General features: G+C 38.2%; 16 protein-coding genes. 6 read left to right on the plus strand and 10 right to left on the minus strand.

Annotated elements, in window-relative coordinates:
- Positions 1–2: 2 nt before the first annotated feature.
- The 5 genes from atpE to EHQ31_RS14410 all read right to left on the minus strand — a co-directional run bounded on the left by atpE (position 3) and on the right by EHQ31_RS14410 (position 4,181).
- The gene (gene atpE, locus EHQ31_RS14385; protein ID WP_002975055.1) at positions 3–287 is read right to left on the minus strand and encodes an ATP synthase F0 subunit C; all 285 of its coding nucleotides are present in this window, start codon (positions 285–287) and stop codon (positions 3–5) included.
- A gap of 48 nt (positions 288–335) precedes the next feature.
- A complete protein-coding gene (atpB, locus tag EHQ31_RS14390) occupies positions 336–1,433 on the minus strand; it encodes a F0F1 ATP synthase subunit A (RefSeq protein WP_420844121.1) in 1,098 nt (365 codons plus the stop codon).
- A 577-nt stretch (positions 1,434–2,010) separates the two neighbouring features.
- On the minus strand, positions 2,011–3,024 hold the full coding sequence (locus EHQ31_RS14400; protein ID WP_135571332.1) for a DUF5018 domain-containing protein: 1,014 nt from the start codon (positions 3,022–3,024) through the stop codon (positions 2,011–2,013).
- Between the two features lie 232 nt (positions 3,025–3,256).
- On the minus strand, positions 3,257–3,622 hold the full coding sequence (locus tag EHQ31_RS14405; protein ID WP_420844122.1) for a MarR family winged helix-turn-helix transcriptional regulator: 366 nt from the start codon (positions 3,620–3,622) through the stop codon (positions 3,257–3,259).
- Between the two features lie 73 nt (positions 3,623–3,695).
- Positions 3,696–4,181 carry a glutathione peroxidase gene (locus EHQ31_RS14410; protein ID WP_135571336.1) on the minus strand — a complete coding sequence of 162 codons (486 nt, stop codon included), beginning with the start codon at positions 4,179–4,181 and terminating at the stop codon, positions 3,696–3,698.
- 323 nt (positions 4,182–4,504) lie between these two features.
- Here EHQ31_RS14410 and EHQ31_RS14415 point away from each other — a divergent pair, with 323 nt between their 5' ends.
- Together EHQ31_RS14415 and EHQ31_RS14420 are read left to right on the plus strand one after the other, a co-directional pair.
- Positions 4,505–5,794, plus strand: a complete 1,290-nt coding sequence (locus tag EHQ31_RS14415) for an ammonium transporter (protein ID WP_135571338.1) — start codon at positions 4,505–4,507, stop codon at positions 5,792–5,794.
- A gap of 5 nt (positions 5,795–5,799) precedes the next feature.
- A complete protein-coding gene (locus tag EHQ31_RS14420) occupies positions 5,800–6,147 on the plus strand; it encodes a P-II family nitrogen regulator (protein WP_135571340.1) in 348 nt (115 codons plus the stop codon).
- Between the two features lie 43 nt (positions 6,148–6,190).
- On the opposite strand, the gene EHQ31_RS14425 is transcribed toward EHQ31_RS14420, so the two are convergent.
- The 3 genes from EHQ31_RS14425 to lepB form a co-directional block, all read right to left on the minus strand.
- Positions 6,191–7,885, minus strand: a complete 1,695-nt coding sequence (locus tag EHQ31_RS14425) for a thiamine pyrophosphate-binding protein (protein WP_135571342.1) — start codon at positions 7,883–7,885, stop codon at positions 6,191–6,193.
- 342 nt (positions 7,886–8,227) lie between these two features.
- Positions 8,228–8,455 (minus strand): AtpZ/AtpI family protein, encoded by a 228-nt coding sequence (locus EHQ31_RS14430; RefSeq protein ID WP_135571344.1) that lies wholly within the window; start codon positions 8,453–8,455, stop codon positions 8,228–8,230.
- 1 nt (position 8,456) lies between these two features.
- Positions 8,457–9,494, minus strand: a complete 1,038-nt coding sequence (gene lepB, locus EHQ31_RS14435) for a signal peptidase I (RefSeq protein ID WP_135571346.1) — start codon at positions 9,492–9,494, stop codon at positions 8,457–8,459.
- Between the two features lie 112 nt (positions 9,495–9,606).
- On the opposite strand from lepB, the gene EHQ31_RS14440 reads away from it, so the two are divergent.
- The 4 genes from EHQ31_RS14440 to EHQ31_RS14455 all read left to right on the plus strand — a co-directional run bounded on the left by EHQ31_RS14440 (position 9,607) and on the right by EHQ31_RS14455 (position 13,012).
- Positions 9,607–10,398, plus strand: a complete 792-nt coding sequence (locus tag EHQ31_RS14440) for an aldolase (RefSeq protein ID WP_135571348.1) — start codon at positions 9,607–9,609, stop codon at positions 10,396–10,398.
- A complete protein-coding gene (locus EHQ31_RS14445) occupies positions 10,399–12,225 on the plus strand; it encodes a DUF2079 domain-containing protein (protein ID WP_135571350.1) in 1,827 nt (608 codons plus the stop codon).
- A 132-nt stretch (positions 12,226–12,357) separates the two neighbouring features.
- Positions 12,358–12,618: a ribbon-helix-helix protein, CopG family gene (locus EHQ31_RS14450; RefSeq protein WP_135571352.1), complete on the plus strand. Its 261-nt coding sequence runs from the start codon at positions 12,358–12,360 to the stop codon at positions 12,616–12,618.
- Positions 12,596–13,012, plus strand: a complete 417-nt coding sequence (locus EHQ31_RS14455) for a type II toxin-antitoxin system VapC family toxin (protein ID WP_135571354.1) — start codon at positions 12,596–12,598, stop codon at positions 13,010–13,012. Before EHQ31_RS14450 ends, EHQ31_RS14455 begins: the two co-directional genes overlap by 23 nt.
- 25 nt (positions 13,013–13,037) lie before the next feature.
- On the opposite strand, the gene EHQ31_RS14460 is transcribed toward EHQ31_RS14455, so the two are convergent.
- Both EHQ31_RS14460 and EHQ31_RS14465 read right to left on the minus strand, forming a co-directional pair.
- Positions 13,038–14,060, minus strand: coding sequence for an MBL fold metallo-hydrolase (locus EHQ31_RS14460; protein WP_135571356.1), 1,023 nt, complete (start codon positions 14,058–14,060; stop codon positions 13,038–13,040).
- Positions 14,061–14,069: 9 nt separating this feature from the next.
- A complete protein-coding gene (locus EHQ31_RS14465) occupies positions 14,070–15,248 on the minus strand; it encodes a MaoC family dehydratase (RefSeq protein ID WP_135571358.1) in 1,179 nt (392 codons plus the stop codon).
- Between the last annotated feature and the right edge of the window lie 54 nt (positions 15,249–15,302).

Here is a 15,302-nt window from a genome sequence, read left to right on the forward strand (position 1 = left end):
GACTATTGTCCTTGTTCTACTTTAGTGGCACCAGCACCAATTGTTTTGTCAATTGAGCCATTGAGTTTGAGCGCGATAAGAAGAGCGATAACCACTGCGAAAAGTGCTGCTCCTTCAATCATACCTGCTGCTACGTAAAGAACGAGTTGGATCTTTCCAGCTGCTTCTGGTTGGCGGCTTATGCTTTCTGCCACTGATCCACCAATTCTACCAATACCGATTCCTGCACCAAGTAATGCAAGTCCTGCTGCGAGTCCTACTGCGATGTATCCTAAACCGAATTCCATTGTTTTCGTTTCACTCCTGTGTGTTTTATAATATAAATAAAACCAATCTTAATGTCTATGCATCACAGTTCCGATGAACACGGTTGTGAGCAGTGAGAAAATGAACGCTTGTAAAAAAGCTACAAGTAGTTCTAAAAAGTAAATAAGCACTGAACTGAGAACAGATACAGGTGCAATGAGCCAATTTTCGCTCATAAAGATAAACCCAAGTAACGCAAGGATCATAACGTGTCCTGCTGTCATGTTGGCAAGTAACCTCATGGTTAACGCAAACGAACGTGCAATATGAGTGACGATAAATTCAAGAACCCACATCAGTGGCCAGAGTGGGAGTGGAACTCCCTTAGGAACCGCATGTGCTACAAAGGAAATTCCTTGGTAAGAGAATGCGGTGCCGTATATCGTAAGTAAGGTGATGGATGCAAGAGAAAGTGTGACACTGATATCACCCGTTGGCGTGATCCCTGACCAGATCTCTCCAAAAGTATGGAGAGAATGAGGTGTATGCAAACCTAATCCTAACGAAAACTTTTGGTCTAAGGTCACAAGTCCATCGGAAGCAGCTACTGTTAGCTCACCGATCGAAGGAATGAGGCCAAACAAGTTACAGAAAAGGATAAAGAAAAACAACGAGAAGATATAGTGGTAATAAGAATGTCCGTGGTGATCAAGGGATGCATCCACAACGTTTTCTTTTAGGTAAGATATGAAAGCCTCTACACCGGATGTGAATTTGTTATGAACTTTTTTAGGGTTCCTTGAAATCAAATTGGCTGCAGGGATAAAGATGAGGAACATAAAAAAACAAGCAATCCACATCATGGTCACTCGTTTGGTGATGTGAAGGTCAAGTCCACCAACATAGTGGTATTTCACACCGTCATGGTTTACGAAGACATCATGATTTTCAGCGTCAAAACCAGGTTGCCCTTCTGTGACGATAGAACCACCAAAGTTGAGAGGGAAAATGGGAGCATCCCCTAAGTGGTGCGCCATCACTTCGCTGAAATCGAAGCCCTCATCAGAGCTGTGCCCTTCCGAATCGTTTGCAAAAACATTCGTAAAACTAAGGGAAAAAACTAATAAAAATGATAAAAAAAACCGATATTTAGACTTATTTTCCACTGAAATAGCTCGCAAATACAAGGAAAAGAAGGTGGACGAAATAGGCAATTAAAAATCCAGAAGTTGCCTCAAAAGGGTACTTTAAGACCTGCAGAGCAGTCAAAATGCCCAGATTTAGAAAGAAAGAGAGGAATACTGTAAAAAAGGGGAAGCCCGACTCTGCTAGGGCTGGTATTTTTCTCGGAAGAAACCGGAGTTGCAAGATGGCCATTTGGATCGCAAAGGACATGGCACCTCCAAAATAGAAAATCACACGATACCCATCTTCCACCAAACCAGCGGTTAGCGGGAGACTTAAAATGAAAGTAAAAAATAAATAAGTAAAATAGTGGAGATGGAACCTTTTTAGATTGATGGTACTTAGATCCATTGGTTGTAGTTTGCGAGGTGGGGGTGTGAGGGCAAGTAGGATTGGGGGTTCGTGGGGGATAGGAAGGTATAGATCCCCGCCCTAATCGAACTGGGTGGGGTTATCCACCCGCCACCCAATGGCTACCATATATCACATGTTTGTTGGCTTGAGAAGGAGGAATTGTAGGTTCACAAATTTTATTTGCTAAAGTTCATCTTTTTGCCAATTCTAAATAGAAAATTACAATTACTTTGACGAAAGTTTGTATTTGGTATTCAAATAAAAGAAAATTTTTTCCACATCTGCTTCTGAAAGATCCGTATTGAAGAATAGAACTTCAGCTATATCGGCATCAAGATTTCCATTACCTAAATAAATAGTATTTGGACTAGCACCACCAGAATAATCATAAGAGATTGATACTTGACTTTTCAAACTTCCATTCCAATACTCACGACCAGATGTCACCAACACTTGCACTGAACCTATCGCCAGAAATTCATTTTTTGGAATTGGTAAAGCTGATATAGTAGAGCAACTCGCACCATTTCGACAGACAAGATATGCAGAAATTGGATGATCTATAGAAATCTCTCTTCCTTGGCCGCCATGTATATTGATTAAAGTGATCCCACCAGTAATCGTATTAACCAACTTCATCACAAAGAAAACGCTTCCGCTATTATTAGCATACAATCCTACTCCGCCCGATAAATTCATCCTTGATACATTTGCATTTCTGAATTCTGCCACTGGGTAGCCATTGACTTGACCTTTTCGAAATAGAGTATGCACTGTCGGATATGCTGCTTGAGAAATATGATTTCCATAACCACTGACATCAGGCCAGGCAGTAATCGGATCACCATCATTTAACGTTAGTTGGTCTGCCTTAAACCAAAGCCTAAGAGAACCGGAGCCCAAAACTCTGGGTGCTACCATTTGAACAGTGTATTCATTGGTACTGCCATCTACTCCAGTCACAATATATTTTAACGGAGCTGAATAAGGGTTAGAAGTAACGCCACTTATTTGTTCCTGTCCATCCACCGTAACAGAGACACCATTTGTTTTGAAAGTTGCAATATAGGAAGATATAGAAACTATTGATTCGGAAGTGATGACAATTTTGTTTTCTGTGATGATCCCAGTCACACCTAAACTAGGAATCGAATACTCCAATATTTCTTTTGCCACCGATGGAACATAGACTTTACCGCAAGTAGGACTACCATCGGAAGTGGTCCATTTTAAGAGCAAAGTGTCTATAAACCGTTTTCCATTGGGGTCACACGGATTTTCAGAAAATGGATTTTTGCAAGACAACAAAAAAAGAATGAAACAAAAGCAAAATTTAAAATATGGCTTCAGCATAGCGCAGTTTACCTTTGCTTTTGTAAGTTCAAGTGGTTTAAAACCTAAATGATGTTGGATCATTTTTATACGACTTTTTATCAGTCAAGAATAAATTAGGAAATTTATTCCCATAATACTACATTTGGTCTAAATTTATACCAAACTTATCGAGAATTTCCTTTAATTGGTTTGCTTGGCTTTCACTAATTCCAGATAAACAAAAAATTTGTTCCGGGATTCCTTTGACCTTTTCTTTTAATTGTTTTCCCATCTTGGTTAAAGTAACAATCACAACACGTTCATCGTTGGGATTTCTATTGCGTAGGATCAATTCGTTTTGTTCCAACCGTTTGAGTAGTGGGGTTAAAGTTCCGGAATCTAGTTGCAAACGATCTCCTAATCCACTTACAGAACTTTCCCCTTCCTCCCATAGAACTAACATAACCAGATATTGTGGGTAAGTTAGTCCTACCGACTCAAGTAAAGGCCGGTAGATTTTCATCAATCGATGCATCGAAGAATATAAGGAAAAACAAATTTGGTTCTTCAAAAGAAGAACCTCCTCTGTTGGATTCTTAAGCTTTGACAAGTTTTTCGATGTCCTTTTCGATATCTTCTGGTTTTGTAATCGGAGCATATCGTTTCACAACGTTTCCGTTTTTATCAATTAAGAATTTTGTAAAATTCCATTTGATATCCAAAGAACCGAAGATTCCAGGTGCTTGTTTTTTAAGGTGTTGGTAAAGTGGATCTGTATTTGGTCCATTTACTTCTAATTTTGAAAAGATAGGAAAAGTAGTAGAGAATGTTCTCTCACAAAATAATTTGATTTCTGCGTCCGTTCCAGGTTCTTGTTGTCCGAACTGGTTGCACGGAAACGCTAAAATTTCCAAACCCTTTCCCTTCCATCGATCATAAGTTTCCTGAAGGCCTTTGTATTGAGGAGTGAATCCGCATTCGCTCGCAGTATTTACGATCAAAAGTACTTTGTCTTTAAATTGCTCCAAAGGAACTTCCTCGGATCCACGTTTTACTTTGATTTTATAAAATTCATCTGACATTTTTTCTCTCCCTTATTGCATATTAGATTGTGCACAATTTAATTTTGTTCAATCTTTTTAATGGAATTCATTGATTTTTTAAGTGGTTCTTGGAGAAATTTGCGGATAAATATAGCCCCGCCCTAATTTGGGTGGGGAACTAGACCCGCCTCCCAATACCATCGCCATACCACAACCCCAAGGACCTGGCCACAACCTTCCCCATTTCCCAATATTTTTTACAAAAAAGTTCCTAGTATTGCAGAATTGACTAGCCTTTCTCGTGAAAACATTCGTAATGATACGAATTTTATTTCTCATTTCAAAGATATTTGGAGCAAACAATGAAAATACAATTGGTCTTACGGCCTTTGTTGGTATGTATACTTTTCTTAGTGCCAGGATTCTTGGCGGCAGAAGGAGAATTACCTCCCCCCTCTACCATCGATAAATCCGACACCTCATGGATGTTAGTCTCTTCTGCATTTGTGTTTTTTATGATCCCAGGTCTTGCTTTGTTTTACGGTGGTATCGTCCGATCCAAAAATGTTCTCTCCACGATGATGCATAGTTTTGTGTCCATCATCGTAATGACATTACAATGGACGATTGTAGGATATAGTTTTGCCTTTTCAGGAGACAACCCCTACATAGGTAATTTTGATTTAGCTTTTTTAAACGGGATCAATGTTGATTCAGTAAAAGGAACTATTCCAACCTATGTGCACTTTTTATTCCAAGGTATGTTTGCCCTCATTACACCAGCGCTAATATCAGGAGCAATTGCCGAAAGAATCAAACTTTCTGCTTATGTAATTTTTATTCTCGTATGGTCAACGTTAGTTTATGATCCAGTCGCACATTGGGTTTGGTCCGATTCGGGTTGGTTGTTCCAAATGAATGCACTTGATTTTGCCGGTGGAACGGTTGTCCATTTAATCTCAGGGATTGCTGGACTTGCCGCAGCGATTGTCATCGGAAAACGAAAAGGCGACGCCGGTCTATTAACACATCCCAACAATATGACTTATACTTTACTTGGCTCAGGTTTATTGTGGTTCGGTTGGTTTGGTTTCAATGCTGGTTCGGGTCTTGCAGTAAATGGACTTGCTGCAAGAGCATTTTTAGTGACTCTGATTGCACCAGCTGCAGCAGGAGCCAGTTGGTTACTGATTGAATGGTTACATACAAAAAAAGCAACAGCACTAGGAGCTGCATCAGGAATTGTGGCTGGTCTTGTAGTGATTACACCTGCATCCGGTTATGTGGGAGTACAAGGAGCGATACTTATGGGGTTTGTTGTATCTCCAATTTGTTATATGGCTATTCTACTCAAAGGTAAACTAAATTACGATGATACTCTTGATGCTTTTGGTATCCACGGAGTAGGTGGTGCATTCGGTGCCATTCTAACAGGTCTTTTTGCATTAGAGTTAGCAGAGGGAATGACATTAGGAAACCAGATGAATGCCCAAGTAATCAGTGTAGTTGCAACAGGGATTTATTCCTTTGTTATTTCGTATATACTAGCATTAGTAATCGAAAAAACCATTGGCTTTAGAATCGAAGAAGATAAAGAAATCACCGGACTCGACCAAGAAATTCACGGTGAAAAAGGATATGATATTAGGTAAACATTATGAAATTAGTCGTCGCAATCATCCAACCACATAAGTTAGAAGAAGTTAAAAACGAACTTACAAAAAACGAAATCTATCGTTTAACAGTGAGTGATGTCCAAGGTTATGGACAACAAAAAGGGAAAACAGAAGTATTCCGTGGACATGAATACCAAGTGAACCTTCTTAGAAAGGTAAGATTAGAAATTGCTGTGAATGATGAGTTTGTCAAACCCACTGTCGATGCTATTCTAAAAGCAGCAAAAACAGGACCAGAAGGCAAAATTGGAGATGGAAAAATCTTTGTTATGCCTCTGGAAGAAGTGATTCGCATTCGTAGTGGGGAACGAGGAAACAAAGCCATCTAACATAAAATCGGCGCTCCGAGGTTTTTTCCCTCGGAGTCAAAACTTAGGTTGTTACTTGGCCTAAGATGTATTCCTGATTGGATTTTCCACCAGGTACAAATGGATACACTCCCCAACTAGACGGAACTTTCAATTCAATGATGGCTGGTCCTTCGATTTCTAAAACTTTTCCTAAATCTTCAACCCCAAACCTCCAGTCCCACTCAAAATAACCAATTTCGAATGATTGACATAACACTGAAAAATCAGGATGGAAATAGAATTTAGAACCAGAATACAAACTTCCGTAAAACAAGTCTTGTTGTTGTTTCACTAACCCCAAATGTTCATTGTTGATTAGTATGATCTTTACATTTAGGTTCTGTTCTCTAAGTGTAGATAGCTCTTGTAAGTTCATCATAATAGATCCATCACCAGTAAAACAATACACATGAGAATCCCGATGGCTTAATGCAACACCGATGGCAGTGGGAAGACCAAACCCCATAGTTCCTTGTCCACCAGATGTGATCCAAGAAAAAGGCTGACACAATGGAAAATATTGAGCTACCCACATCTGGTGTTGGCCCACATCAGTTAGTACAAAATGTTCACCCATTGGTAAAACCGAAGCAAAATCTAGAAGGATGGACTTCATTGGATGTTCCTCCGGAATTTGTTTCCAAGTTTCGATCTGTAACAAAGAATCCTTGTTTTCAATTAAAAACTCTTCTTCTAAAAGAAAGGGAAGAATTTCCGAAATATCTTTCTGTAAACTCAAGGTTACTGGTTTATTTTTTCCAATTTCACGGGCATCGATATCAATATGTATGACTTTCGCTTGGATACAAAACTTCTGAATGGCACCTGTTGCCCGATCATCAAAACGAACGCCTATTGCGATTAGCAAATCACAAACACCTAGTGCTTCATTGGCAGCTACTGTTCCATGCATACCCATCATTCCTAAATTCATAGGGTCATCTTTTTCGAAAATCCCAAGTCCCATAAGAGTGGTAACTACAGGGATATTAAAACGAGAAACAAATTCTCTTAAACGTAAGTATTCTTTTTTTGCTCCTCCACCAATATACAACAAGGGAAACTTAGAATCCTCAAGTATGGATTTGAATTCTTGTAAAAATAATTCCATCCATTGTAAGGATATATCATTTCCCTTTGGAATATGTTCATTGTAGGTGCCTGCTTTGATCAATGGATCAGAACCATTATTCCTATTTGGTAATGTAATCTTTTGTGTCTGGATGTCTTTAGGTAAATCAATCCAAACAGGACCTATCTTTCCTTCACCACATAACCTATAAGCCTCCTCCAATGTTTCAATAATTTGGTTTGGCTCCTGGATCAAATAAACATTTTTAACAATTGATGATACGATTTTTGTAGTTGGCAATTCTTGAAACGCATCAGATCCCATTAAGGCCAATGGCACTTGCCCTGAAAAAACTAACAGGGGAACTGAATCCCTTTGTGCATCAGCTACTGCAGTGATCAGATTAGCAACGCCAGGTCCAGAGGAAACAAACACGGCACTTACCTCACCTGTACTCCTGGACCTGCCTTGCGCGATAAAACCGGCACCTTGTTCATGCCTGGCTAACACATGTTCGATATTTGACACCGCCAAACTTTCATATAACGGTAGTATGGTTCCACCAGGGACACCTGGAATCCATGTAATGCCTTTTGATTCTAAAAAACGAATGATATATTGACTAACGGTGATTTGTTCCGACATAAAGATCCTCTCTTGTTGGTTTCCCCGTCGACTTTCAGCTTTCTGTCGACCGAGGAAACAAGTGAGAATTATGACAGAAAGCTACGTATGTATGAGGAGACTACGACGACGACGACTAGGACGAGAGTAGAGAGGACATAGCTAGACAATCCAAAAACGGGCATGGTGTCCATGAATTCGTTGTTTGTGGTTGCCTGTGAAGCCATTACAGTAAAAAGTTTTTTGTAAACTTTGGATCCGTCAAGAATTTATTTGAAGTGATTGAGCGATTTTCTGCAAACATGTCGCAGCCAAAGTTTAGTTTAAGTAGATGCAGTTGTAGTCGTAGAGTGGATTGGATTTTTATTCGTTTTCCTTGGCTCGTTTGATGAGAGAATAAAATGCATAAAGAAAACCTAAGAAAAAACCAATAAGGAGCCAAAGGGGCTCCGTTTTCAAATAGTCGTCAAGATAGTATCCTCCCACCACAAAAAGTGCTATGGAGGATACAAATTCAAAACCTGCACCAGCCATTGCCATAGGTGACTTCTCAGGTTTTTTGGCTGATGGTTTTTCGGATTCGTTTTCCATCTTACTCTAGGATACGACCAATTCGGTTCCACCTAACACTTAATCTCCATAAACGGTATCTTAAAGTCCTTTCAATCCAACCAAATCGAGACTCATCATCACGATAGCGAGCATTATGTGAAGAAAAAATTTCAGAATAGTGACAACGTCTATCCAATGCATCTCCTTCATATCGTTCCGCAATTTCAGGCCCTTTCTCAGCGAGTTCCTGACCATCTTTATATTCACAGGTGGAGTCCTTCCAATCGATAGAAAAATAAATGATAAGTGCCTTACCTAAAATATCTTCACGTTTTACAAATCCCCAGGCGCGAGAATCATGTGAATCATCTCTATTGTCTCCCATCACCATATACTGGCCTTCCGGGATTTGACATCCGTGTAAAAAATCGCAGAATTCGAAGATATGTGCACGACGATCATCTTCAAATCCTTCTAAAATATAATGTTCAAATCCTGGTTTGACTTCCTTAAAGAGAGCTCTTTGAGTCGCTTCTAAATTATCCAAATCTGAAAGTTCTTTTCCAATCGGAACTTCTTTTGGTTGGTAAGATTGGAACTCGTCGGAGCCTTTTTCCTTATACTCAACCAGTGCAAAGTGTACTCTGCCTCTATCTTTAGTATCAATGTATTTACGAGTGATTCGGATTGTATCACCCGGAAGACCTACAACACGTTTCACAAATCGTTTGGCAAAAATCCCAGTCCTCGATTCTTCTTGGGCAAGTGCGGTTGCCGGTGGAATAAAGGTAACAATGTCACCACGTTTGGGATCATCAATGCGAAAGAGTTCCTTTTCGGTAAAAGGCATTCGAAAAGAATATCGCATTTTATTCACAAACAAAAAATCCCCAATTTTGAGTGTGGGTATCATCGAACCTGAAGGAATATTATTAGCATCTAATATAGATGATTTGAAAGCAAAAACAAGAACGACAATGATTCCGAAAGAAATTCCAGAAGCTGCGGCTCCTTCTTTTGGTGGTTCTTTGGAATCTTGTTTTGGTTTGGATTGGAAGATGGACGAGAATATTCCCATAGGTTCGAAGCTAAGGAATCGGAATTTTCTGTCAAGAAAGGGGGAAAAAAAGCGCAAAAGACTTGTACTATTTTAGGGAATCGACGATACCATACATGGAGATCTTCTACTTATGGAAACATCAATCCACGTTTTACGAAAAACCTTACTGGAGATGAAGGAAAACTACTCTTTTGTCTGCATCAAAACAGGTACGGAAACCGAGGACATGGGAGAAGAAGAAATCTCCCTTTTAAAAACGATCACTGCCGGAATTTTGCCACTCTATGTGAAAATCGGCGGCCCAGAAGCAAGAAATGATATCCGAATTTGCCAAAGGATCGGTGTTTCTGGTATTTCTGCACCGATGGTAGAGTCCGAATATGCTCTAAAAAACTTCATTCAAACCATGAAGAATCTCCTATCACCTTTGGAATACGAATCTTATAACAAATCAATCAACATGGAAACCATCACTGGATACAGAAACTTGATGGATATCTTCGATTCCGTTCCTTTTCAAAGTTTAGAGCAAGTAACAGCTGCTAGATCAGACCTTAGTGCTTCTATGGATAAAAAACCTGATGACAAAGAAGTCACAAGAGTTTCCAAAAAAATAATATCGGAAGCAAAAAGCAGAGGGAAAAAAACTTCTGTTGGTGGAACCATCACTAAAACCAATTTTGAACTCATTGCCAATGAAATTGAACCCGACTTTATCAACTCACGCCATGTAATGGTGGATACAAAAAAGGCAATTTCAATTGGTGCGACAGATGTGGCCGAATGTATGTTATTGTTTGAAATGGATTTATTTGAATTTTTCTCTAAAACATTTCCAGAAAAAGGTTATTATTACCGTAACCGAGTGGAAATCAACAGAGAACGGATTGGCGAAAGAAAGGTATTGTACTTTATTCGTTAAGTGGTTTATTTATTTTTTTTATTCAGTTTAGTTTCTTCTTTTCTCTTTATTTCTCCTAAAAACTTTCATGCCCCCTTTCAAAAGGGGGTATTTCTTTTTTTAATTTCCCTGACCATCATTAGTTTTTGGAAAGAAAAAAAATTCAAATCAAAACAAAATTCCATATCGACTAACTTTGATTTTTTATCCGACAAACAAATCACCGTTCTCCCCTATTTACTTTTTATTAGCTCTCTTTTCTTTTTAATCACAAGTTCTTATCATGTTTTCCATTTATCAAAATCATTGGCCGATGTTTTTTTATTCCAAGACGCGGATTATATTGGCATTTCGGATATCCTCCTCTCAATTTCACGTGGAGAGGGATTTACCAGTAGCTACTATTCCGAATCAGGCGAAGGAAGTTACCTCCATCACCACTTTGCCCCAGGAATGGCAGTTCTATCTCCCTTTGTTTATTTAATTCCAAATAGATGGGGGCTTGCTGCAGGAATTTTTTTTGTATATCAATTGGGAACTATACTTTGGTTGCTTTGGGCATATCAAATCACAACCAAAAACTCAAAAGAATCTGTAAATAAATTCTTAGTATTCTGGGTCCTTGTTACAAACCAATTGTATCTCTATCGCATTGGATCCAGTTTTCATTTCGAAGTTCTGGTTTTAGTTTTCGGAATTTTCTTTTTTTATATTTGGGAAAAAGGTAAGAAGATACAAAATGCCCAGTCTTTGCAGAGCTGGTTTTACTATAGTATTTTGTCTATCGCTACAATTCTTTACCTTACTGTCAAAGAAGATATTGGGATTTACTTACTTCTATTTTTTATTCCTACAGTTTTAAATCTTTTATATAATCTTTCGAAAAAAATTAAGAATTCTCCAAAGGCTAATCCATTTTTTATTTTTTTATCTCAAGAAAAATCTACCAATCTATCACTAACAATCGTCCTTAGCATTACATTCATTTGGTTGTGTTTCATTTTTTTCTTTTATCCAAAGTTTGGTGACAAATCAGAATCCATCTCCTGGACCCAAACACTCACCCAAGAATACCATCCCGTATTCAAACAAGTAAACGGTTTTCAAAAATCACTTCAATTTTTTTTGGAGTTAACCATCAGCGGGGGACTCGGCATCTTTCAGATGTTATCTGAAGTTATGGGAATCGGACTAATATACACGACTCATCTTTTTTCATCAAGACCCTGGCACCATGAAGTATATACGTATTACTGTTATTCGCTTATACCTTTTATCCTCTATAGCGGAATTTTATGGATTCAATCCGAAAAAAAAACCAGTCCTACTTTTATTTTCTTTATGTTGGCTTGTCTGTTTTGGAAGAACTCACTCGATCAAAATTATCCACTAAATACTAAAATCGAAAGCCCTTGGAAAAATCCAACGATCCAAAGGGAAATCCAATCAGATCTGAAAGAAGTCAATTTGATTCTACTCTCCAAAAATAAGGAACCTATTCCTTGGAAGCCAGATGAGAAACAAATCCCTGAAATTCTAAAGTATTTAAATTTGCCTTCGGATCTGAAAGAAAACTCAAACCGAATATTTGTCTTCTCACAGTATAACCTTTCTTTCTACCTCGCAGACAAAACGACAACCTATCCGTTAGAACAAATCAAACACTCCTCATCTATATGCAAAAAAGCAAATGTTTGTTATATGGTCATGGCTCCTGAATTTACAGATGAAATTCTCTGGCCGAAATCGAGAATATTGGAGTATAAAAAAGAATTAGAAAACCAAAAGGGTGTTTTTGTATGGAAAGGGAACCAAATAGAAGTTTGGAAATTAAAACAAACAAACTAAGATGGTTGATTTAGGTGGGTGCTGGTTCTCTGGAAAGGGAATTAAACGATATACGCAAAGTTGCAAAATGAATCAAGAGAAAGAAAAAATAGAACTTGATTGTGATACAAATTCGTATTACAATTCTAAATTATGATCAGTTTGCGTTTACCCCCAGAATTAGAAAGAAAACTAGATTCATTTGCAAAATCTGAAGGTAAAAGTCGCACTCAAATAGTAAAAGATTCGATTCTGGAATATATCCAAAACCGAGGTAATAGCAAAACTCCCTTTGAATTAGGGGCAGATTTATTTGGAAAACATGATTCAGGGAATGCAGATTTAGCTCAAAATAGAAAAGTTTACCTTCAGAAAACTATTGGAATGAAGAATGAAAAACGTAGCTCTCGTTGATTCAGGTCCAATCATTGCATTATTCAATTCGAAAGATAAATTTCATAAACCAACTTTAAAATTTCTTAAATCATTTAACGGTGAATTAGTTTCTTCATGGCCAGTCATTACTGAAGTTGTTTACCTATTATCATTCTCAGTTGAGGCACAATCAGACTTTCTTGAATGGATTGAAAGAGGAAGTATCAAAATATTTGATTTAAACATAGAGGATCATAAATACATCAAAAATCGAATGAAAAAGTATTCTGATTTACCTATGGATTTAGCTGATGCTTCCTTGATGTGCATTTCTGAAAAAATGGGTATCGAACGAATTGTTAGCATTGATTCAGACTTTTCGATTTACAAAAACTTAAAAGGAAAATATTTACAAAACCTTTTCAAAGTTTAAATGCATTTAATCGCATAACACCGACTTAACCTACAAAATGAAAAACTTCATATCCATGCTCACGTTTTTCGATGCGAATCTGGCCTTCTAAAACCAATTTCTGGATGATGCTATACACAAGTCCCAGTGCCGTAGGTAAGTGACCGCCATTATGAACTTTTTTTCCAATGGCCGCCTCCATTAGCACTTTTAAGTCGGATTCCCCTTCTTTGAGCCGGCGTAACACTCCTTTTTCAAGGATACTCAATGTTTTTTTCACAAGCGTGATTGTTTTTTTAGGATCTTCAATTTCGCTACCATGTGCAGGTAACATTCGTTTAATGGGCTCTTCCAAAAGTTTGGAAAGTGTAAAATAATAATCACTTAAATTCCCATCCATTTCAGAATAGATGGCGGTGAGATTGGCAATGATCAAATCCCCAGAAAAATAAATGCCTGTCGAAGGATCTACAGGTGTGATATGATACAAATTATGACCCGGTGTGTGTAAAAATCGAAACAACCTCCCACCTAACTCTAAGCTGTCGTTATGATCAATTTTGACATCAATTCGTAAAACAGGATCTCCTTTTTTGGTTTCACTAAATTTACTATAAAACTGTCGCCAACCGTGGCGAGATTCTTCTAAAATTCGATTCAGTTCTTCTTTATCACCAAATGCTTTTTGAAACAAGTCTTCTGTGGCTTCTTCAAAAAGTTTCATCGATTCTAAATAATTTCCCACCCCGTCGGCCATAGCACGGTATCCATAATAGGTTACATTCTTTGCATAAGACTTCAGAACTAAAGAAGAGGAGATATGATCAAGATGGTTATGAGTATAAATAATATGACGAATGTCTTTAAACGAAAATCCATTAGTTTTTAAGGATGCTTGTAACATCGGGATGGATTCAATATAACCAGAATCAATGAGGGTTAAACCATCATCACCTTGGTATAAATAAATATTGTTTGGTGCGTAAAATGGTTGGGGGAGAATGATTTTAAAGACACCATCCCCGATGTCTTCCATCTCAGGAATTCGTTTGGGGATGGTAACTTTCATTTTTTCACCTTATGGTTGTTTTTTGATGATCAATCTTCTTTCAATTTCGAAGATTTTTTCTGGAATTTTTTCTTTTCCCAATTTCTTTTTATCGTTTTCTTTTAGGAAAAGATCAGCACCAAATTTTTCTAAAGCATCATTTGCTTTGATGTTTTTGAGTCCAATGAACTGGATTTGTACTTCACCCGCAGGGATTCCGTATTCCGTTCCTTTGTCTTCTGTAGTTAATATACGAGAAATACAAGTTACTGTATCACCAGAAAAAGCAGGTTGTGTGTGGTAACCTTCTGTGAATCCAAGTTCCCAAATAGCATTTTCAGAAATATCACGGGAAGCCATACCAGCTAACCAACCAAATACGAGTCCACCATAAACTACTGGTTCTCCACCCATTGGGCCAGAGATTCCTGCCGAATACAATTTGTCATAATGAAGTGGGTGCGTATTTCCTACTCGGAAAGTCCATTGGTAATGTTCATCAGTGATGGTTCTTCCATTTTGGTGCACATAAATTTGGCCTGGTTTGAAGTTTTCAAAGTAAGTATGGCCCCAAGTAACATCTTTCATCTCTGTTGGGAATTTGAGGTTAGGAAGTTTGAGGACGGGCGTTTTTGATTCTGGAAAAAATGCGGAAGCATCACCAGGTTTGGGATTGCCTTTGGGTTTTCCGTTGGACTGGTAAATCATGATTTTACGTTCGTATTGTAAAACCACTTCGTTTTTTTGGTTGAGACAAAGTGTTCTCACACTTACGATTCCTGGTTTGTCAGGACCTTTGTCATCGACTGCCAAAATTTTTGTGCGAGAAGAAAGTGTGTCACCTGGATAAACTGGTAATAAAAATTGTGCGTTGTAATAACCGAGGTTTGCAAGCGCCTTCTCACTGTTATTTTGTACACCAATCGAAAGTGCTAGGTTAAACACCATAAGAGGGTGGACTAGTAAATCAGCAAATCCATGTGCCTTTGCATATTCTGCAGATAGGTAAAGTGGGTTTGCATCCATAAACACAGTCGCAAATTCTTGGGCAAAACTTCTGTCCACAGTGAATTGACGAGGGTGAACATAGATATCACCTACATTAAATTCTTCGAGGTATCGTCCATAAATGTTCTTTTTGACATCGGAGAGTGAAGCAGGTGTGCTGGGAGCTAACTCACCAAAGGGGGACATAGGTTTTTCGGCCATGATAATTCCTTTTTCGAATGGGATAGGACTAATTTTCCAAGAGAGGTCCTACCG

Source organism: Leptospira montravelensis, assembly GCF_004770045.1.
Taxonomy (GTDB): domain Bacteria; phylum Spirochaetota; class Leptospiria; order Leptospirales; family Leptospiraceae; genus Leptospira_A; species Leptospira_A montravelensis.